Origin of the sequence: Streptomyces sp. NBC_00443, from assembly GCF_036014175.1 — a bacterium.
Lineage (GTDB): Bacteria > Actinomycetota > Actinomycetes > Streptomycetales > Streptomycetaceae > Streptomyces.
Window position 1 is genome coordinate 3,602,636 of record NZ_CP107917.1, and the last position, 18,760, is coordinate 3,621,395.

Sequence of the window (18,760 nt, forward strand, 5' to 3'; positions counted from 1 at the left end):
CCTCACGAGGCCGCTCCCACAGCGGCATCACCGGTACGGTCGTGGCCGTTCGCCGACCCTGTGCCGCGAACCAGTGCGATGGCCTGACGGCGCCCACCGCTCCGGCACGATCCCTCGGTTCCGTCACTCCGCCAGTCGTCATCCCGTAGCCCCCACCAGCTTGTTCGCGCCGACGTAGCTCTCGGCGCCCTCTTCCGCCCGGTCCAGTCCCAGCAACAACCGCACCACCGGCACCACGGCATCCGCCCGCTCGACATCGAGCTCGGCGCCGAAGCCGGGTATGCCGGCGCCGGAGCCTCCGGCCTCCCTGCTGCCCCGCTCCCCCGGACCTCGCCGGACCAGCTCACCCAAGGTCCGCCGCACCCCGGCCTCATACGCCGAGAACGTCCGCCTCAGCAGCGGCAGTACGTCCGTGAACGCCTCCGCCGACACCCCCGTCAGCCACGTATCGACCAGCCCGAGCAGCCGCTCGTCGTGGACCAGCAGCATCCCGCCGCCGGACCCACCGCCCACGAACCCCTCGATCCACGCAGCCGCGTCCCCCGGTGGCGTCCCCGGCGACAACGCAAGCCCCATCAGCCGCGCCGCCTCCTCCTGCACCAACTCGCCGTCATCCAGGAGCAGCCGCACGGCACGCCCCCTGAAGACGCCGGGCACGGTGTCCCTCACGGACAGCACCCGAAGCACCCGGTGCCAACGGTTGCGCAGGTCGCCGTGTCCGAGCGCGGCCGAGTCGCCCGGGGCGGTACCGGGCCCGGCCTCGGGGCCCGCCCCCCGCGCGGACGCCACCGCGTCGCCCAGCAACCCCACCGCACCGTGCACCGCGTCCACATGGCGTCGCATCTCCTCGGCGGCATCCGCGTCCAGCGCGGCACAGGCCGGGGGCAGGCCGACGAAGATGCGCTCGGCGAGCCCCGCGGCGACCTCGGTGAGCGCCCCGGTGTCCGTGCCCCGCACATCGCCGTACCGCAAGGACCGCACCAGCGCGGGCAGCGCCTGGGCGAGATGGCCGACGTCGGCGTCGAGAGCCGCCCGGTCTGCGAGGACCCGCATCACCACAGGCAGCGCGTCGGGCAGTTCGGCCAGTAGGCAGCGCTCGGCGAGTGCGGTGACGTCGGCGAGCCCCTGCGCGGCGACGGCATCCGCCTCCGCCTTGGCGGTGGCCGCCGCGAACACGGTGGTGCCCCACACCCCCGCCTCCGCGATCCGCACGGACAGCTCGGGCTCCCACCGCAGCAGCCACGTCTCCCGGAACGTCCCCGTGCTCCCCCGCGACACGACCGGCTCACCCCACTCCACGCCGAGCAGCCGCAGCCGGTGCAGCAGCCCGCTGCGCTCGGCATCGTTCTCCTTGCGCAGGTCGAGCTCCAACTCCCGTTCCAACGCCTCCGGTTTAATCCGCAGCCGGCGCTGGATCCGGTCGAGGTCCCGCTGCAACGGCACCGCCGGCGCCGAACGCGGCACTTCCCCCAGCACGTCCCCCACGACCAGCCGATCGCGCACCAACGCGAGCGGCACGTCCGAGCCCTCGCACATCACCGCCCGCACCGCGTCGGTCATCTCGCCCAGCCCCGGCAACGGGCGTCCGCGCATCGCCGCCAGCGTCTCCGCCAGCCGCACGGCCTCGATGACGTGCGCCGAGGACACGATCCGGTCCTCGTCCCGCAGCAGCCCGGCCACCTTGGTCATCCACCGCTCGACCGGCCGGTCCGGTGCGCCGAACAGGTGCCCGTACCACCCCGGCGAGTCGATCCCCGCCCCGTACCCACTGGCCCGGGCCAACCGCCGGTTCGTCCACGGCACCCAGGTCATATCGGCCTTGACCTTGGGCAGCCCCTTCAGCAGCGCCTTGTCGGCGGCCACGGTGCTCTTCTGCCGCAACGCGGGCACGTGCCACGCCCCGCACACCACGGCCACATCGTCGCCGAACTCCCGCTGCGCCGCTCGCACTTGGAGCCGCATATACGCCTCCCGCACGAGATCCCGCTCATGCCCCCCGCTCCCGTACGCCTCTCGCAGCGCCCCCATGGCCTCCTCGAGCCCGAGAAACGGCGCGAACGCATCCCCCTCTCCCACCCCCCGGTGCTCGACGACGTCCTCCCACCACCGCTCGGGATCGTCGTAACCAGCGGCATCGGCGAGAACGGCGAGGGGGTCGACCCGGACATCGACACCGGGGCCGGGGCCAGAGCCATCAGCGCCGGAGCCGGGGACAGGGCCGACGGCGGGACCGGAACGGCTCCCGTCGACGTGCTCCCCGTCAGACTCGTCGGCCCCCGTGCCGGCCGGCGCCGACCCCGCGTCCTCGTCGACGGGCACCAGCAGCCCATCGTCGTTGTCACCGGGCGTCGGCCCCCCGTCCTCATCGACGCACGCCGACTCCTCGTCCTTCCCCCACGCCAACGTGTGGGTAGCCGGCAAGTCAATGAAGCGGGCCGGCACCTCGTGCTCCAGGGCCCAGCGGATCGCGACCCACTCCGGGGAGAACTCGGCCATCGGCCAGAAGGCCGAGCGGCCGGGCTCGTCCACGGCGTGGGCGAGGAGGGCGACCGGCGGTCGCATGTCCTCGTCACCGGCGAGCGCGATCAGGGCATCGGCCTCCGGCGGCCCTTCGATCAGCACGACCCGAGGCTGCGCCGCGTCCAACGCCGCCCGCACCGTCCGCGCCGACCCTGGGCCGTGGTGCCGCACGCCGAGCAGCAGCGGCCCGACACCCCGCCCTGCGCCGCCGGGCCTGTCCACGCCAGTCACACCGTCCCCCTCGGTCCCCAACTGTCCGACATTGCCGTCGCCCGCACCGCCGCGTCCGCCGACCGCCCGTCCGCGCTCAGCTCCCGACGCATCTCGTCACCCCTCACAGCACCATCCCCGTCTCCGGCACAGCCGCCGGACGCCGCCGCCGACCGCACCTCCCCACCCGTCGGACCACCGCCCGACGTCACCCCGACCATCCCCATCCGCCTAATCCGTCGCCACGGACCCGCCCGACTTCGCCCCACCGCTCGGGCGACCCCACCCAAGGTCGTCCTCGTTCACACGCTCACCTCCCGGCACGCCCGGTAGAAGTCCGTCCAGCCGTCCCGCTCACGCACGACCGCCTCCAGGTACTCCTGCCAGACGACCCGGTCGGCCGCCGGATCGCGGACCACGGCGCCGAGGATGCCCGCGGCGACATCGCCGGAGCGCAGCACTCCATCACCGAAGTGGGCGGCCAGAGCGAGGCCGTTGGTGACGACGGAGATCGCCTCAGCCGTCGACAGCGTGCCGCTCGGCGACTTCAGCTTCGTGCGGCCGTCGGCGGTCACCCCGCTGCGCAGCTCGCGGAAGACGGTCACGACGCGGCGGATCTCGTCGATGCCGTCGGGGGCGGCCGGCAGGTCGAGGGAGCGGCCCATCTGGTCGACACGCCGGGAGACGATGTCCACCTCGGCCTCGACGGTCTCCGGCAGCGGCAGCACGACCGTGTTGAAGCGGCGGCGCAGAGCGCTGGACAGCTCGTTGACCCCACGGTCGCGGTCGTTGGCCGTCGCGATGAGGTTGAAGCCGCGGACCGCCTGCACCTCCTGCCCCAACTCCGGTATCGGCAGCGTCTTCTCCGACAGGATCGTGATCAGTGTGTCCTGCACGTCCGCCGGAATCCGGGTCAGCTCCTCGACCCGCGCGGTCATCCCCTCCGCCATCGCCCGCATGACGGGGCTGGGCACGAGTGCGTCACGGCTCGGGCCGTGCGCGAGCAGCTGCGCGTAGTTCCAGCCGTAGCGGATCGCCTCCTCCGGGGTGCCCGCCGTGCCCTGCACCAGCAGCGTCGAGTCGCCGCTGACCGCCGCGGCGAGGTGCTCGGAGACCCACGTCTTCGCGGTGCCGGGCACGCCGAGCAGGAGCAGGGCGCGGTCCGTGGCGAGCGTGGTGACGGCGACCTCGACGATGCGGCGCGGGCCCACGTACTTCGGTGTGATCACCGTGCCGTCCGGCAGCGTGCCGCCGAGCAGATAGGTGGCCACCGCCCACGGCGACAGTTTCCAGCGGGTCGGGCGCGGACGGTCGTCCTGCTCGGCCAGCGCGGCGAGTTCATGCGCGAAGGCGTTCTCGGCGTGCGGTCGCAACACCTCGGCCGCTTCCGTCTCCCCCGCTTCGACGGATTTCGGTTCTACGGAAACAGACATGGCAAAGTCCCCCTCCAGCTCGGCCGGTTCAGCCGTTTCGGATCTGGCATCCACGTTGCACCACGCCACTGACAACGCGTTCCGACCTGCGCAAACGCACCCGCAGGGCCACTCGCGGGTCGTCCACCCCGGCCGATTGTCAGTGGTGGGATCTACCTTCGATGGCATGACTCAGCAGGGGGTGCGCTGGACCGCGGACCAGGTGCTGGCACTGGCACCTGACGCCGCATCACGCAAAGCGGGAAGCAAACTCGGCGCGGCAGGGCCGTGGTCCGAGGCGGGGAGTTCCGACGAGGGGACGGTGTGGGGGCTGTGCAAGGGCAGTGGCAGCAAGCCGTATCAGACGGTCATCGATATCGCGGACGCGTCCGGGCCCGCGTACAAGTGCAGTTGTCCGAGCCGGAAGTTCCCGTGCAAGCACGCGCTCGGGCTGCTGCTGCTCTGGGCGGGCGGAGAAGGTTCGGTGCCGCCTGCGCAGCAGCCACCGGACTGGGCGCAGGAGTGGATAAAGGGGAGAAGGCAGCGCGCGGACGAGAAGCGGACGGTGGGCGCTTCCGGTTCCTCGACGGCGTCCGTTGATCCGGAGGCGGCGCGGCGTCGTGCGGAGCGCCGGGCCGTGCGCGTCACGGCGGGGGCCACGGAGCTGGAGCAGCGCCTGGCGGACCTGCTGCGCGGCGGCCTGGCCGACGCGGAACAGGCGGGGTACGGGATGTGGGAGGAGACAGCGGCCCGCATGGTCGACGCGCAGGCGCCCGGACTGGCCGCGCGGGTACGGGAGCTGGGTGCGATCCCGGCGTCGGGCCCCGGCTGGCCGGTGCGTCTGCTGGAGGAGTGCGCGCTGATCCACCTCCTCGATCAGGGCTGGCTGCGCCGAGAGCGGCTGCCCGACGCCTTGGGGGACACGGTCCGCGCCCGCATCGGACTGCCCGCCTCGGCGGACGGCCCGCCGGTCCGTGACCGCTGGCTGGTCCTCGCCCAGTACGACACGGCGGACACGAAGCTGACGACGCGCCGGATATGGCTGTACGGCGCCGAGTCGGGCCGCACCGCACTCCTTCTCTCCTATGGCGCCGCCGGCCGCACACCGGAGCTGGCGCTGCCGGTGGGGCTGGCCCTGGAGGCGGAGGTGTCGGCGTACCCCGGTGCCGGGCAGCTGCGGGCGGCTCTGGGCGAGCAGTTCGCACCGCCCGCGCCCGCGGTGACACGGCCGCCGGGCGTGACGACGACCGAGGCGACCGCCCGTTACGGCGAGGCGCTCCGTGGCGACCCGTGGCTGGACTCCGTCCCGGTGACCTTGGACCGGGTCGTACCGACGCCGGACGGCGACTCGTGGCAACTGGCCGACGTCGACACCGACTCGGCCCTGCCACTGACCCCGGCCGCCCGTGCCCGTTCGGGCCTGTGGCGCCTGGTCGCGCTGTCGGGCGGCGCGCCGGTCAAGGTGTTCGGCGAGTGCGGCCACCGCGGCTTCACCCCGCTGACGGCCTGGCCGGAGGGGCAGGGAGAGGCTGTGCAGCTGTGCTGAGCGGCACCGGTTCCGCCCACTCACCCCTCCCCCAGGGACACCCGGCCCCAAGGCCCCTGCCCCCACTCCACGGCACCCCGCACGAAGGCAGAGAGGAACGACCCTGATGAACAGCCCCTCGGTTCCCGTGGATTCGCCGCCGAGCGCCTGGGAGGAACTCGTCACCGCGGCGCTGCTCGGCACGGACCGGCGTACGCCTCCCGGCTGCGCACCGGGCCAGGAAGCACCTCTGGTACTGCTCGACACGGCGGCCGTGGAGACCGTACGACGGCGTGCCGGGCTGCGGCCGGCCCCGGCAGCGCAGCGGCCGCGGCCGGCTCCCGAGGATCCTCGCCCCGCACTGCCCTCGGCGGCGGCCCGCAGACTGGGGATGCTGCTGACCGACCGTCCCGGCGTCGGCGGCGGCCGTAGAGGCACGGCGCCGGACCTCATGGAGTTGCTGCCCCAGTGGCTCGCGACGGCGAACGACCGCGGTTTCGCGCCGCCCCCGCAGTCGCTGCCCGCGCTGCTGGACGCGGCGCGGGGCCGGACGGACCTGCGCCCGGCGGCGCTGGCGTTCGCCGGCCCGCGGGCGGTGTGGCTCGCCCGGCTGAACCCGGACTGGCGGTTCGCCCTGCGCGCGACCCCGGGTGGCGGCGCGGCACTCCCCCACCTGGACGACCCCGCCGAAGTCCAGCAGCTCTGGCAGGAGGGACTGTTCGCCGAGCGGGTCGCCCTGCTCTCCGCGATACGCGCGGGTGAGCCCGCTGCCGCGCGCGAGTTGCTGGCCACGACGTGGGCGACGGAGCGGGCCGAGGACCGGCTGATGTTCCTCGACTCGCTGCGCAGTGGGCTGGGCCCGCAGGACGAGCCGTTCCTGGAGCAGGCGCTGGCCGACCGGAGCCGCAATGTCCGGGCGACGGCGGCGGAGTTGCTGTCGGCGCTGCCGGGTTCGGCACTCGCGGCGCGGATGGCGGTGCGGGCCGGGACATGTGTGGCCCTCGATCACACAGGCGAGGCCCCGACGATCACCGTGGAGGCGCCGCACGAGTGCGACGCGGGTATGGAGCGCGACGGTGTCGTGGCCAAGGCTCCGGCAGGCCGGGGTGAACGGTCGTGGTGGTTCGGCCAGTTGGTGGAGGCGACGCCGCTCGGCACGTGGCCGGGGCGGCTCGGGGGACGTACGCCTCGGGAGATCGTGGCGTTGCCGGTGGCGGACGACTGGCAGGGCGAGCTGCACGCGGCGTGGTGCCGGGCGGCGGTGCGCCAGCGGGACGGCGAGTGGGCAAGAGCACTCCTCGGGTCACCCTCGGCCCCGGAAGCCGGCGGTCCGGGTGCGGTGTCCCTGGCCGAGCGCGCGAAGCTACTCGGCACGCTGGGTTCCGCCGAACGGGCCGAATGGGTCGGCGGGTTCATCGCGACGCATGGCCTGTCCGAGGCGTTTCAGCTGCTCGGAATCTGCACCGTGCCCTGGGCCGAGCCGCTCGGGCGGGCGGTGGTCGACGCGCTCAACATCGCGCGGGACGCGGGGAGTTATCCATGGAGTTTCAGCGGAGTGATGGGCCTGGCCGAGCGCTGCCTCGACCCGACCGAAGTGAGCCGCCTCGACGGCCTGCTGGCGGTACCGGACGAGCCGGAGGACGCGTCGCCGGGGGCCGGGGGCTATTGGGCGGAGGCGTTCCAGCGGCTGGTCACGACGCTGCGGTTGCGGGCGGCCATGCTCGAGGAACTGGAGCCGTCCAGCGGGTCCGGCGATTGAGGACAGGGCCCTTCAAGCGCCGGAGCGGGGGGCCGGGGGCGGCACCCGCAGGGACGGCTGCCCTCGCCCCACCCGCACCAGGAGTCGGCTCAACCGCCGGAGGCAGCCGGCTGCCGGACGTTCGCCCGTACCCAGTCCACGATCGCCTGAGTCGTCGCACCCGGCGTGAAGATCTCCGCGACACCCTTCTCCTTCAGCGGGGGGATGTCCGCCTCGGGGATGATCCCGCCGCCGAAGATCAGGATGTCGTCCGCATCGCGCTCCTTGAGGAGGTCGATCACGGCGGCGAAGAGGGTGTTGTGGGCGCCGGAGAGGATGGACAGGCCGATCGCGTCGGCGTCCTCCTGGATCGCGGTGTCGACGATCTGCTCGGGAGTCTGGTGGAGCCCGGTGTAGATGACCTCCATACCGGCGTCGCGCAGCGCCCGCGCGATCACCTTGGCCCCTCGATCATGGCCGTCGAGCCCAGGCTTGGCCACCACTACGCGGATCGGACCGGCTGCCACACCCATCACTGCCTCCATGAAGCGACTACATCCATCCGTACCGACAAGCACCGCTCGCATATGAGTTATGCCGCACTGGCCGCACATGTCATACATGGTGCGCGTATCTCACTTTTCCGCCGCTCACAGCACCGGACGCACCCTCACGGTACGGACGTCCCGGGCCACACCGCCCGGGCAAGTAAACGAACGTTATCTCCAGCATCCCGCAACCGGCAGTTTCGCGGTGCAGAGCGAGGGGGAAATCACACGGTGGGACACGTTCGCCGCGCACCGTTCCACATCTCTGCGGCACACGCGCCGCAGCAGTCTGCGGTACACGCGTCGCAGCGGGACCAAGCGCAACGGGAGCCGCAACGAGGTCGCCGCACCACCGCGCCGCAGGCCGCGCGACGTGGCGGTGCGGCGCATCGACGCTGGCACGAAGGGCACGTAGGGCAGGTAAGGCACGACAGCGGGGAGCCTCGTCGCCACACCGGCAAGGAGCCCCGTCAGGTCATCGGTGCACCGCGGCCGACCCGACCGACTCACTTCTCGCGCCTCGCTCACCCCACGCGCCTTCCTCATGCCTCGCCGGCCACCTCCACCGCGACTTCCCATGAGGGCACACGGGGGCCGGAGCCGTCCTCCCGCGTGCCACAAGGAGGTCGGCCATGAAGGTCACCGGGGCAGTACTCACCTTTCTCCCGCTCTGCCGACGCCTGCTCCCGAGCAGCCTCGCCGGCCTCTCCCTGGCCCTGCTGAAGGCGACCGCCCTCGAGCTCGCGATCCTCGCCGGACACGTGCTGCTGTACCCCTCCGGCATCGCACAGGAGCGCCGGCCCACCCCGCAGCTCCCCGCGCAGGACACCGCCCAGCTGCCGACGGAGACCAATCCCCCCGTCGTCCTGCTGCACGGCTTCATCGACAACCGCTCCGTCTTCGTCCTGCTGCGCCGCAGCCTGGCCCAGCACGGCAGGCACCAGGTCGAGTCGCTCAACTACTCCCCGCTGACCTGCGACATCCGCACCGCCGCCGAACTCCTCGGCCGGCACATAGAGGGGATCTGCGAGCGCACCGGCAGCAGGCAGGTGGACGTCGTCGGCCACAGCCTCGGCGGGCTGATAGCGCGCTACTACGTGCAGTGTCTCGGCGGCGACCTCCGGGTCCGCACCCTCGTCACGCTCGGCACGCCGCACTCCGGCACCCGTGTCGTCCCGCTGGCGAACGCGCACCCGATCGTGCGTCAGATGCGCCCCGGCTCACAGGTCATCGAGGAGCTGGCCCGGCCCGCGCCCGGCTGCCGTACCCACTTCGTGAGCTTCTGGAGCGATCTCGACCACCTGATGGACCCGCTGGAGACGGCCTGCATCGACCACCCGGATCTGATGGCGCAGAACGTCCGCGTCACCGGCATCGGGCATCTCGCCCTGCCCGTGCACCCTGCCGTGGCGACCGGGATCCGGCAGGCCCTCGACACCGCACGAACCGGAGCCGAGGCCACCGCCCAGGCCGGCGGTCTGACAGTGGCGTAGCCACCTCGCAGCATCCCGCCGACCCCGACCGACGACCCCCCGCCGGCTTGACCGCACTCGCCACACGGCCTCAGGACAGCTGACCAAACGTCGAACAATCTTCGAACACAAGGCCAAACTCACGCCCACAGTCCGCCAAAACACGGCCGAATGCCCGTTTCCTGCGCGCGTGAAACCTGCCGAAGATTGTCGTGCCCGCATACCGCCGGGTACAGTCGCCGCACTGCTCTGGCAGCCCCTGTTGTCGAGGCGAGAGAGAAGTTGGTGAACGATCGTCACCCGTCGGGGACCATGACCTCCCCGACTTCGGCTTCCGATGCCGCCTCGGCGCACTACGCGTCGTACGGCGCCCAGGAAGCCCATTACGGTGACTCCACCACGTACGGCACCTATGACGCCAACGGATTCGGCGCCAACGGGCACGCCACCACGACCTTCGACGCAGACCCCCTGTTCGGCAGCCTTCCCGGCGAGAGCACGGGCGCGTACGACACCACGCAGTGGTCCACGGGCAGCCACCACACCTCGAACTACGACGCCTACGCGGCCCAGCACCACGCCGCCTACGACACCGGCGCGTACGACACCACCGCCTGGACGACCGACCACGAGCGACTCGCCTTCGTCCCCCAGCAGGCCAACGGCCACGACACCTCGGGCCAGTGGGACGCGAACGCCTGGCTCCAGCCCGACCAGTCCGGCGCCCCGGCCGACCAGACCCAGCACTGGGAATGGGGCACGCAGACTTTCGACACGGGCGCGTACGACGCCACGCAGTGGAACTCCGACAGCGGCATCGACACCGGCTCGCAGGCGATCGACGAGTACGAGCACTCAGCAGAATCCTTCGATCAGCAGGCGACCGCGCACTTCGAACACCTGGACCCGACGGCGTACGACGACCCCGCCCATGGCGACGCCGAGTTGACCGCCACCGGCGAACTCCCCGCCGTGACGCCCCTCCTGGACGACCAGGAGGAGACCGCTCCGCCCCCTTCCCCGCGCGCTGCCTCCCGCAGCGGGGCTCGCTCCCGCCGCCGCACGCCCCCCAAGCGCTCCGCCCTGCTGACGGTCGCTGTGCCCTCGGCGTGCGTGATGGGCGTCGCGGGAATCGCCGCAGCCTCCGTCGGCAGCCTGACCGACGACAAGGAAGCGTCGTCCACGCTGGCCTCGGCGGGCGAGGCCGTGAAGCCGTCCACGGCGAACAACAAGCTGGACACCCAGCTCGAGAGCCTCTCCGCCGGCGCCGACGACTTCGCCGACCGGGCCAGCCGTACGCAGGAGCGCATCGACCTCAAGGCCCAGCAGGCGGCCGAGAAGAAGAAGGCCGCCGAGGAGGCGGCCCGCAAGGAGCGGCTGCGCCCGAAGTTCGCGGTTCCGGTCGCGCAGCACGGCCTCAGCGCCTATTTCGGCCAGTCCGGCATCAACTGGATGTCCATCCACAGCGGCATCGACTTCCCCGTCTCGTACGGCACGACGGTGATGTCCGCGACCGACGGCACTGTCCGCACACAGTGGAACAGCGCCTACGGCAACATGATGATCGTGACCGCGAAGGACGGCACGGAGACGTGGTACTGCCACCTCTCCAGCTACCGCGTCGCCTCCGGTACGACGGTGAAGGCCGGCGACCCGATCGCGTACTCCGGCAACTCCGGCAACTCGACCGGCCCGCACCTGCACTTCGAGGTGCGACCCGGCGGCGGCTCGGCGATAGACCCACTGTCCTGGCTGCGCAGCCACGGCCTCGACCCGTCGTAGGCAGCCCGGCCGACGTCCTCGGCAACCGCCGACTGCCTGGTGCGCTCGGCGCCCCCGCTCCTCAACACCTCAGCGGGGACGCACACTTGTCAGCGCTACAGCTTCTCCACCGGCGCATACCGCAGTAGCAACCGCTTCGGCTTGGTGTCCCCGAAGTCGATCGTCGCCTCGGCGTTCCCACCCGTGCCCTTGACCGCCGTCACGGTGCCGAGCCCGAACTGGTCGTGCGTGACCCGGTCCCCCACCGCCAGCTGGACGACCGGCTTCTCCGAGGTCCGCCGGGTGGCGAATCCGGACGCCCCCGAAGCCGAGGAGCGCGAGCGGGACGAGGACAGCGAGGCCGCCACACCGGCCGCCGGACCGGACGACACGGGTGAGGTCGCCCCCGTCCGCTTCCAGTCCACGTGCGCCGCCGGGATCTCCTCCAGGAAGCGGGACGGCGGGTTGTACGAAGGCTGCCCCCACGCACTCCGCATCGACGAGCGCGTCAGATACAGCCGCTCACGCGCGCGTGTGATGCCGACGTACGCGAGCCGCCGCTCCTCCTCCAGCTCCTTGGCCTGGCCGAGGGCGCGCATGTGCGGGAAGACGCCGTCCTCCATGCCGGTGAGGAAGACGACCGGGAACTCCAGGCCCTTGGCCGTGTGCAGGGTCATCAGGGTGATGACACCGGAGCCGTCCTCCTCCTCGTCCGGAATCTGGTCGGAGTCGGCGACGAGCGCGACCCGCTCCAGGAAGGCCGCGAGCCCACCGGAGGCCGCCTCACCCTCAGCCGATTCCTGCTCGAACTCCAGGGCCACGGCCGCGAGTTCCTGAAGGTTCTCGATCCGGGTCTCGTCCTGAGGATCGGTGGAGGCCTGCAACTCGGCCAGGTACCCGGTCCGTTCGAGGACCGCCTCCAGAACGGTCGCCGGCCCGACGCCGGACTCGACGATCGTACGGAGCTCCTCCATCAGCGTGTTGAACCGCCTGACGGCGTTCGTCGACCGTGCGGCCATCCCGTACGCCTCGTCGACGCGCTTCAGCGCCTGCGGGAAGCTGATCTTCTCCCGCTGTGAAAGCGCGTCGATCATCGCCTCGGCGCGATCACCGATGCCCCGCTTCGGGACGTTCAGGATCCGCCGCAGCGGCACGGAGTCCTCGGGGTTGGCCAGCACCCGCAGGTAGGCCAGGACGTCCCGGACCTCTTTGCGCTCGTAGAAGCGGACCCCGCCGACGACCTTGTAGGGCAGCCCGACGCGGATGAAGATTTCCTCGAAGACACGGGACTGGGCGTTCGTCCGGTAGAAGACGGCGACGTCGCCGGCCTTCGCGTCGCCCGCGTCCGTCAGTCGGTCTATCTCCTCGGCGACGAACTGCGCCTCGTCATGCTCGGTGTCCGCGACATAGCCGGTGATGCGCGCGCCCGCGCCCGCGTTGGTCCACAGGTTCTTGGGGCGCCGCGACTCGTTGCGCTCGATGACCGCGTTGGCGGCGGTCAGGATCGTCTGGCTGGAGCGGTAGTTCTGCTCCAGCAGGATCGTCGTCGCGTCCGGGTAGTCCTCCTCGAACTGGAGGATGTTTCGGATGGTGGCGCCCCGGAAGGCGTAGATCGACTGGTCGGCGTCACCCACCACGCACAGCTCGGCGGGCGGGATGTCGTAGTCGTTCGGCGGCACGTCGACGGGGTGCTCACTGGTACCGACGAGCTCGCGCACCAGCGCGTACTGCGCGTGGTTGGTGTCCTGATACTCATCCACCAGCACATGCCGGAAACGACGGCGGTAGTGCTCGGCGACGTCCGGGAAGGCGCGGAGCAGATTGACCGTCGTCATGATCAGGTCGTCGAAGTCGAGAGCGTTGGCCTCCCGCAACCGCGACTGGTACAAGGCATACGCCTGAGCGAGGGTCTTCTCGAAGCCGTCCGTCGCCTGGGCGGCGAAGTCCTCCTCGTCGATCAGCTCGTTCTTCAGATTGCTGATCTTGGCGCTGAAGGACTTGGGCGGAAACCGCTTGGGGTCGAGATCCAGATCACGGCATACCAGCGCCATCAGCCGCTTGCTGTCGGCAGCGTCGTAGATCGAGAAGGACGAGGTGAACCCGAGCTTCTTGCTCTCTCTGCGCAGGATGCGCACGCACGCGCTGTGGAAGGTCATCACCCACATGGCGTTCGCGCGCGGGCCGACGAGCTGCTCGACGCGCTCCTTCATCTCGCCCGCGGCCTTGTTGGTGAAGGTGATCGCGAGGATCTGCCCCGGATGCACATTCCGCTCGGCCAGCAGGTGCGCGATGCGATGGGTGAGCACACGCGTCTTGCCTGACCCGGCACCGGCCACGATGAGCAGCGGGCTGCCGGAGTGGACGACGGCCGCACGCTGGTTCTCGTTCAGCCCCTCCAGCAGCGCGGCCGCGTCGAGGGCCGGGCGCGGGGCGCCGTCGCGGTAGTAGTCGTCCCGGTCCGGCGGCACGTCGAACTTCCCGTCGAACAGATCGTCCGGAACCGGCTCCGGAGTGTGATCGTCCTCGGGCGGTGGCGGGGGTTCGTCCGCATGGGCCCGCGGGGCCTGGAGGTCCGCCAGGAAGCTGTCGTCAAAGAGGCTGCTCATCGCTCTCCGAGTCTAGGGCGCCCCACTGACAGCCCGCCGCCGCCCTGAGAACATCACCTGTTTCAGCACTCACCGATCTTCAAACCCCGCACATCCAAGCACCCCCCTCACCCTCCAGAACCATCCCATTACGATCCGCAACCCCCCGAACCCAACCAACCCAATTCCACTGACACACACCCCACCCACGCAAACATCGGCAATACGCCATCAACAGCCCCATACCGACCGCGATCCACGACACACATCGCCAAGGTCACGAAAATGTATCGGGCATATCGAACATCAACCTTCACAGGGGCCACACGAGTTGGCTACCGTGCCAGACAGGCCGTACGACCCCCACCGGCGAACGACGCCGGGCCGCACGGCCTCCGCCGAGTCCGGAGCGCAGCCGTGCACCCGGAGCCGGGGACCCACCGAACTTGGGGTGAATCGGCCCGACTCCCGCCCGGGGAGCGGCCGTAGGGCAACCCTTCCGAACCACCCGCCCGAACCCGACAGCTAACTCGGTAGGCGGAGCATGGAAGGAGTCGCCTCCCTTGGCGTCGCACCGCAAGTCGCGTCCCGCTGGTACGCGCGTAGCAGGCATACGGACCCCCGCCCTCGCCACGGCGGCCCTCACCTCCGTCGCCCTGCTGTCCCAGACGGCCAACGCGAGCCCCTCGACGGACGACAAGCCGAGCCTCGAGGAGGTCGAGAAGAAGGTCGACGACCTCTACCGCCAGGCGGAGTCGGCGACCGAGAAGTACAACGCGGCCAAGGAGAAGACCGCGAAACAGCGCAAGCGCGTCGACACCCTCCTCGACGACGTGGCCCAGCGCACCCAGAAGCTCAACGACGCACGCGAGGAGCTCGGCCGCAACGCGGCCGCCCAGTACCGCACGGGAGCCTCTGCCCCCGACACGGCGACCTTCCTCCTGGCGGACACCCCGCAGGACTACTTCGACCAGACCCAGCTGATGGACCGCATGACGGGCCGTCAGAAGGAGTCGGTCGACGACTACTTCACCCAACAGTCCGCGACGATGAAGAAGCGCCAGGAGGCCGCCCAGAGCCTCGAAACGCTCACCGAGTCGCAGAACGACCTGCAGACGTCCAAGTCCACCGTCCAGAAGAAGCTCGCCGACGCACGCGAACTGCTCTCCAAGCTGACGGCGGAGGAGAAGGCCCGCCTCGCCGCGATCGAGAAGCGCAAGCAGGAGGAGGCCGCCCGCAAGGCGGCGGAACTGGCCCGCCGGCAAGAGGCGGCTGAGCGTGAGCGCCAGGAGGCGGCCCAGCAGCAGGAGAGCAACGACTCCTCGTCCGACTCGTCCTCCTCCGACTCGTCCGCGTCGGACCCCTCGTACGCCACCAAGGCCGAGAAGGCCCTGGCCTTCGCCCGCTCCCAGGTGGGCAAGCCGTACGTCTGGGGTGCCACCGGCCCCGACTCGTTCGACTGCTCGGGCCTCACCCAGGCCGCCTGGAAGGCCGCAGGCGTCGACATCCCCCGCGTCACCTACGACCAGGTCAACGCCGGCACCACGGTCCCCGTCTCCAGCGCCCAGCCCGGCGACCTGGTCTTCTTCTACGACGACATCACGCATGTGGGCCTCTACATAGGCAACGGCATGATGATCCACGCCCCGAAGCCCGGCGCGTACGTCCGCGAGGAATCGATCTTCTACGACGGAGAGTCGTCGATCCACAGCGTGGTCCGCCCGGCCTGACGAGCACACACGCGCGCGTGGCGGAGACTGTGCACCACGCGCGCGTAGTGGCGCGAAACGCACCCGCACCCGCGTACGGCGGCAAGGGGCCGTGCCGGGGGTGTCCGCCCTCAGCGGCGGGCGTCAAGAAACAGCACCTCTCAAGAGACAGCAACCGCCCGACCGAGGACGGACACCCCCGGCACAGCCCCGACCCACCCACCGGCCGCAGGCGCTACGCGAACCCCCACTCACCGGCGCGGGCCGCCGCAGGCATCCGGCGCTCAACCGCTCCGCATTTCACCCCACACGCGCGCGTGCCCCCACCCACCCCACACCCCCACTCCCTAGCATCGACCCCATGCCCGCCCCCACGACCACCTCCCCGTCCCCCTCCCCACCTGGTGGTCGCAACGTCCCCCGCAGCCGGCGCAGCCGTCATGGCAACCGGCATTCTCTCGGTCGCCCTCCACCAGACCGGCTACGAAACCCTGTCCCGAATCGCCCTCGCCCTCGCCTCCGCGGCCTGGCTGGCCCTCGCCGGTGACTTCACCGCAAGGATCCTGCGGGACCGAGCCAGGTGGCTCAAAGAGGCCGCCACCCCCGCCGCCCTCACCGCCGTCGCCGCAACGACGGTTCTCGGCACCCGCTTCGCCACCCTCGGCTGGCAACCCCTCGCCAAGGCCCTCCTGGCCCTGGCGGCCCTGCTCTGGCCGGGTCTCCTCATCGCCGTAGTGGTGCGCTGGCGCCCCCGGATGCCCGGCGCGGTATTCCTCGGCTGCGTGGCGACCGAGGGCCTGGCCGTCCTGGCCGCAACCCTCGCCGCGACCGAGTCCACGGCATGGCTCGCCCGCACGGCACTCGTGCTGTTCTGGCTCGGCCTCGTGCTCTACGTCATCGCCCTGACCCGCTTCGACCTGCGGCAAGTGACCGAGGGCGCAGGCGACCACTGGGTGGCAGGCGGCGCCCTCGCCATCTCCGCCCTCGCCGGCTCGAGGCTCCTGTCCGCCGACAGCCCGAGCCTGTACCTCTGGAACGAGGACGAAACCGACGTCCTGCGCACAGTGACCATCGCCCTGCTGGTCCTGGACCTGGCCTGGTACCTCGTGCTGCTCCTCGCCGAGATCGGCCGGCCACGGCTGCGCTACGACGTACGCCGCTGGGCAACCGTGTTCCCCATGGGCATGACCGCCGCAGGGACCCTCTCCGTCGCCACCGCAGTGGACGTCCCTTGGCTCAGGACCCCCGGCGAAGCACTGCTGTGGATCGCAGTGGCGGCATGGCTGGCGGTCACCGCAGGCGCGGTACTGAGCTACACCGAAGTCACGTCCACAGAACGGCGATGAAGACGTTCACCATGGTCAGCAGCCCCACCAACCCGAAGAGCCGCTTGTCCACCGTCTCCTCGTCCCGCTTCACATACACCAGCCCGAGGATCACGATCAGCAGCGCCAGCTTCACGCCGATCTTGATGTTGTCGACAGACTGATCGTCCGCCTGATTGAGGCCGACGAGGATCACACCGGTGACCAGCATGGTCAGCGCGCCGTGCAGCATCGCGGGCACGAACCGGGCTGTGCCCTGGCCCATCGCCTTCATCTGAGTGAAGAAACCACCGAGCAACGCGGCGATACCGATGATGTGCAGACCGACGAAGAGGTGGATGAGTACGTCCATGAGGCCGGAGCCTAATCAGCCCCAGTCAGGCACCCATCACCGCCCCGGCGCCTTCCCCGCTCCGTGCCCCCACCGTGCCCACCCCCGACCCTGCCCCCGCCCCGCACCCGCCCCGTCCCGATCTTGCATATATGCGCCCCATAGCACCCCGCCGCCCCCACCCACCCCCCATTCCGTCACATCGGTCAGCACACAGCGTGAACAAGGCGCCCCCATCCCGCGATCACGCTCACTTACGGTCACGCAACGATCCGCTCCCGGCACTTCCGCACAACGCGTTACCACCCCGACACACTCAGGTTTAGCGTCCTCCACCAGGTGACCGGCTCCCCACCGCCGCCCGGGCCAGGGGCGGCAGTCGGACACCACCGCCGAGAAAGGTCCGGCGGCGGCCCGCTCCCCCTGTGTGGGCCGTCGCCGGACGCGTAATCCGCCCGCGGGCAGCCGTACGTCCGCTCCCCCAGGCTGTCGTGGCGGACGTGCGGGACGAGGCGGTCGTACGAAAGGACGTGCAGTCCACGTGGCAGCGCACCGAAAGCCCCGTCAGCGCTCGGTCGGCGGCAGTACGGCCCGCACGGCATGGACGATCGCCCTTGCGGGCGCGGCGACGGCGACGGGCTTCGACGGGACCGGACACGCCGAACCGCAGCTGACACCGGCCCAGGTCAAGGCGAAGGTGGACAAGCTGTACCACGAGGCGGAGGTCGCGACCGAGAAGTACAACGGCGCGAAGGAGAAGGCGGACGCTGCCGAGCAGCGGATCAGGTCGTTGCAGGACGAGGCCGCCCGCAAGACGGAGAAGCTCAACTCGGCGCGCGAGACGCTCGGTTCGATGGCAGCGGCGCAGTACCGCGACGGCGGCGTCGACCCGGCCCTCCAGCTGGCGCTCTCCAATGACCCCGACCGCTACCTCGACGGCGCGGAGTTCGCGGAACGCGCCGGCAACCGTCAGGCGACATCCGTCGCGAGCGTCCGCAGACAACTACGCGAGATCGAGCGGCTGCGCGGGGCAGCACGCATCGAACTGACTTCGTTGCAGTCCCGCCAGACGGAACTGCAAGGTCACAGGAAAACGATCACCGACAAGCTGGACGGCGCCCGCACTCTGCTCACCCAATTGACCGCCGAGGAGCGCGCCCGCCTCCAGAGCGCGAGCGGCGGCACCGACCGCGCGGCCCGGTCCTCGACAGGCTCCCGAGACGCCCTGACGACCCCCGGCTCAGCTACAGCCCAGGCACCCAACGCCCGCGCGGCGTCAGCCATCTCGTACGCGTACTCCAAACTCGGCAGCCCCTACGTCTGGGGCGCGACCGGTCCGAACGCCTTCGACTGCTCCGGCCTCACCCAGGCCGCGTACCGCTCGGCGGGCCTCTCCCTCCCCCGCACGACCTACGCCCAGATCGACTCCGGCCGCCGCGTCTCCCGCTCCGAACTGCTCCCGGGCGACCTGGTGTTCTTCTACTCCGGCATCAGCCACGTCGGCCTCTACATCGGCAACGGCCAGATGATCCACGCCCCGAACCCCTCGGCCCCGGTCCGGGTGGCCCCGCTGGACGAGATGCCGTTCGCGGGGGCCACGCGCGTGGTGTGAACCGGCACGGAC

11 protein-coding genes, 1 pseudogene and 1 riboswitch are annotated in these 18,760 nt (G+C 71.0%); of the genes and pseudogenes, 7 read left to right on the plus strand and 5 right to left on the minus strand.

Features of this window, described 5'->3' with window-relative positions; translation table 11 throughout:
- Positions 1 to 138: 138 nt before the first annotated feature.
- Entirely contained in the window at positions 139 to 2,751 is a 2,613-nt protein-coding gene (locus tag OHO27_RS15935; protein WP_328424440.1) for a DUF5682 family protein, read from the minus strand.
- Positions 2,752 to 3,032: 281 nt separating this feature from the next.
- Complete coding sequence (locus OHO27_RS15940) at positions 3,033 to 4,163, minus strand: ATP-binding protein (protein ID WP_328424442.1); 1,131 nt, start codon at positions 4,161 to 4,163, stop codon at positions 3,033 to 3,035.
- A gap of 166 nt (positions 4,164 to 4,329) precedes the next feature.
- Here OHO27_RS15940 and OHO27_RS15945 point away from each other — a divergent pair, with 166 nt between their 5' ends.
- Together OHO27_RS15945 and OHO27_RS15950 are read left to right on the plus strand one after the other, a co-directional pair.
- Positions 4,330 to 5,688 carry an SWIM zinc finger family protein gene (locus OHO27_RS15945; protein ID WP_328424444.1) on the plus strand — a complete coding sequence of 453 codons (1,359 nt, stop codon included), beginning with the start codon at positions 4,330 to 4,332 and terminating at the stop codon, positions 5,686 to 5,688.
- Between the two features lie 106 nt (positions 5,689 to 5,794).
- Entirely contained in the window at positions 5,795 to 7,426 is a 1,632-nt protein-coding gene (locus OHO27_RS15950) for a DUF5691 domain-containing protein (protein WP_328424446.1), read from the plus strand.
- A gap of 89 nt (positions 7,427 to 7,515) precedes the next feature.
- On the opposite strand, the gene OHO27_RS15955 is transcribed toward OHO27_RS15950, so the two are convergent.
- On the minus strand, positions 7,516 to 7,938 hold the full coding sequence (locus OHO27_RS15955) for a cobalamin B12-binding domain-containing protein (RefSeq protein WP_328430457.1): 423 nt from the start codon (positions 7,936 to 7,938) through the stop codon (positions 7,516 to 7,518).
- A gap of 647 nt (positions 7,939 to 8,585) precedes the next feature.
- Between OHO27_RS15955 and OHO27_RS15960 the strand changes: the two genes are divergently transcribed.
- Together OHO27_RS15960 and OHO27_RS15965 are read left to right on the plus strand one after the other, a co-directional pair.
- Positions 8,586 to 9,446: an esterase/lipase family protein gene (locus tag OHO27_RS15960; protein ID WP_328424448.1), complete on the plus strand. Its 861-nt coding sequence runs from the start codon at positions 8,586 to 8,588 to the stop codon at positions 9,444 to 9,446.
- Between the two features lie 291 nt (positions 9,447 to 9,737).
- A complete protein-coding gene (locus tag OHO27_RS15965; RefSeq protein WP_328424450.1) occupies positions 9,738 to 11,207 on the plus strand; it encodes a M23 family metallopeptidase in 1,470 nt (489 codons plus the stop codon).
- A 95-nt stretch (positions 11,208 to 11,302) separates the two neighbouring features.
- On the opposite strand, the gene pcrA is transcribed toward OHO27_RS15965, so the two are convergent.
- The gene (pcrA, locus tag OHO27_RS15970; RefSeq protein ID WP_328424452.1) at positions 11,303 to 13,792 is read right to left on the minus strand and encodes a DNA helicase PcrA; all 2,490 of its coding nucleotides are present in this window, start codon (positions 13,790 to 13,792) and stop codon (positions 11,303 to 11,305) included.
- A 365-nt stretch (positions 13,793 to 14,157) separates the two neighbouring features.
- A riboswitch (cyclic di-AMP (ydaO/yuaA leader) is annotated at positions 14,158 to 14,326 on the plus strand.
- A gap of 8 nt (positions 14,327 to 14,334) precedes the next feature.
- On the opposite strand from pcrA, the gene OHO27_RS15975 reads away from it, so the two are divergent.
- Both OHO27_RS15975 and OHO27_RS15980 read left to right on the plus strand, forming a co-directional pair.
- Positions 14,335 to 15,501: a C40 family peptidase gene (locus OHO27_RS15975; protein ID WP_328424454.1), complete on the plus strand. Its 1,167-nt coding sequence runs from the start codon at positions 14,335 to 14,337 to the stop codon at positions 15,499 to 15,501.
- Between the two features lie 369 nt (positions 15,502 to 15,870).
- A pseudogene (locus tag OHO27_RS15980) lies at positions 15,871 to 16,826 on the plus strand (tellurite resistance/C4-dicarboxylate transporter family protein); the annotation flags it as partial.
- Here the strand turns inward: OHO27_RS15980 and OHO27_RS15985 are convergent.
- Entirely contained in the window at positions 16,804 to 17,157 is a 354-nt protein-coding gene (locus OHO27_RS15985; protein ID WP_190072506.1) for a hypothetical protein, read from the minus strand. The pseudogene OHO27_RS15980 and the gene OHO27_RS15985 overlap by 23 nt on opposite strands.
- A gap of 520 nt (positions 17,158 to 17,677) precedes the next feature.
- Between OHO27_RS15985 and OHO27_RS15990 the strand changes: the two genes are divergently transcribed.
- A complete protein-coding gene (locus OHO27_RS15990; RefSeq protein ID WP_328424458.1) occupies positions 17,678 to 18,748 on the plus strand; it encodes a C40 family peptidase in 1,071 nt (356 codons plus the stop codon).
- The last annotated feature ends 12 nt before the right edge of the window (positions 18,749 to 18,760 follow it).

What these genes read in the sequence shown, in the direction of transcription:
- OHO27_RS15940 (WP_328424442.1), bottom strand. Translation starts at nt 4,163, where the DNA reads ATGTCTGTTTCCGTAGAACCGAAATCCGTCGAAGCGGGGGAGACGGAA.
- OHO27_RS15945 (WP_328424444.1), top strand. Translation starts at nt 4,330, where the DNA reads ATGACTCAGCAGGGGGTGCGCTGGACCGCGGACCAGGTGCTGGCACTG.
- OHO27_RS15950 (WP_328424446.1), top strand. Translation starts at nt 5,795, where the DNA reads ATGAACAGCCCCTCGGTTCCCGTGGATTCGCCGCCGAGCGCCTGGGAG.
- OHO27_RS15955 (WP_328430457.1), bottom strand. Translation starts at nt 7,938, where the DNA reads ATGGGTGTGGCAGCCGGTCCGATCCGCGTAGTGGTGGCCAAGCCTGGG.
- OHO27_RS15960 (WP_328424448.1), top strand. Translation starts at nt 8,586, where the DNA reads ATGAAGGTCACCGGGGCAGTACTCACCTTTCTCCCGCTCTGCCGACGC.
- OHO27_RS15965 (WP_328424450.1), top strand. Translation starts at nt 9,738, where the DNA reads ATGACCTCCCCGACTTCGGCTTCCGATGCCGCCTCGGCGCACTACGCG.
- pcrA (WP_328424452.1), bottom strand. Translation starts at nt 13,792, where the DNA reads ATGAGCAGCCTCTTTGACGACAGCTTCCTGGCGGACCTCCAGGCCCCG.
- OHO27_RS15985 (WP_190072506.1), bottom strand. Translation starts at nt 17,157, where the DNA reads ATGGACGTACTCATCCACCTCTTCGTCGGTCTGCACATCATCGGTATC.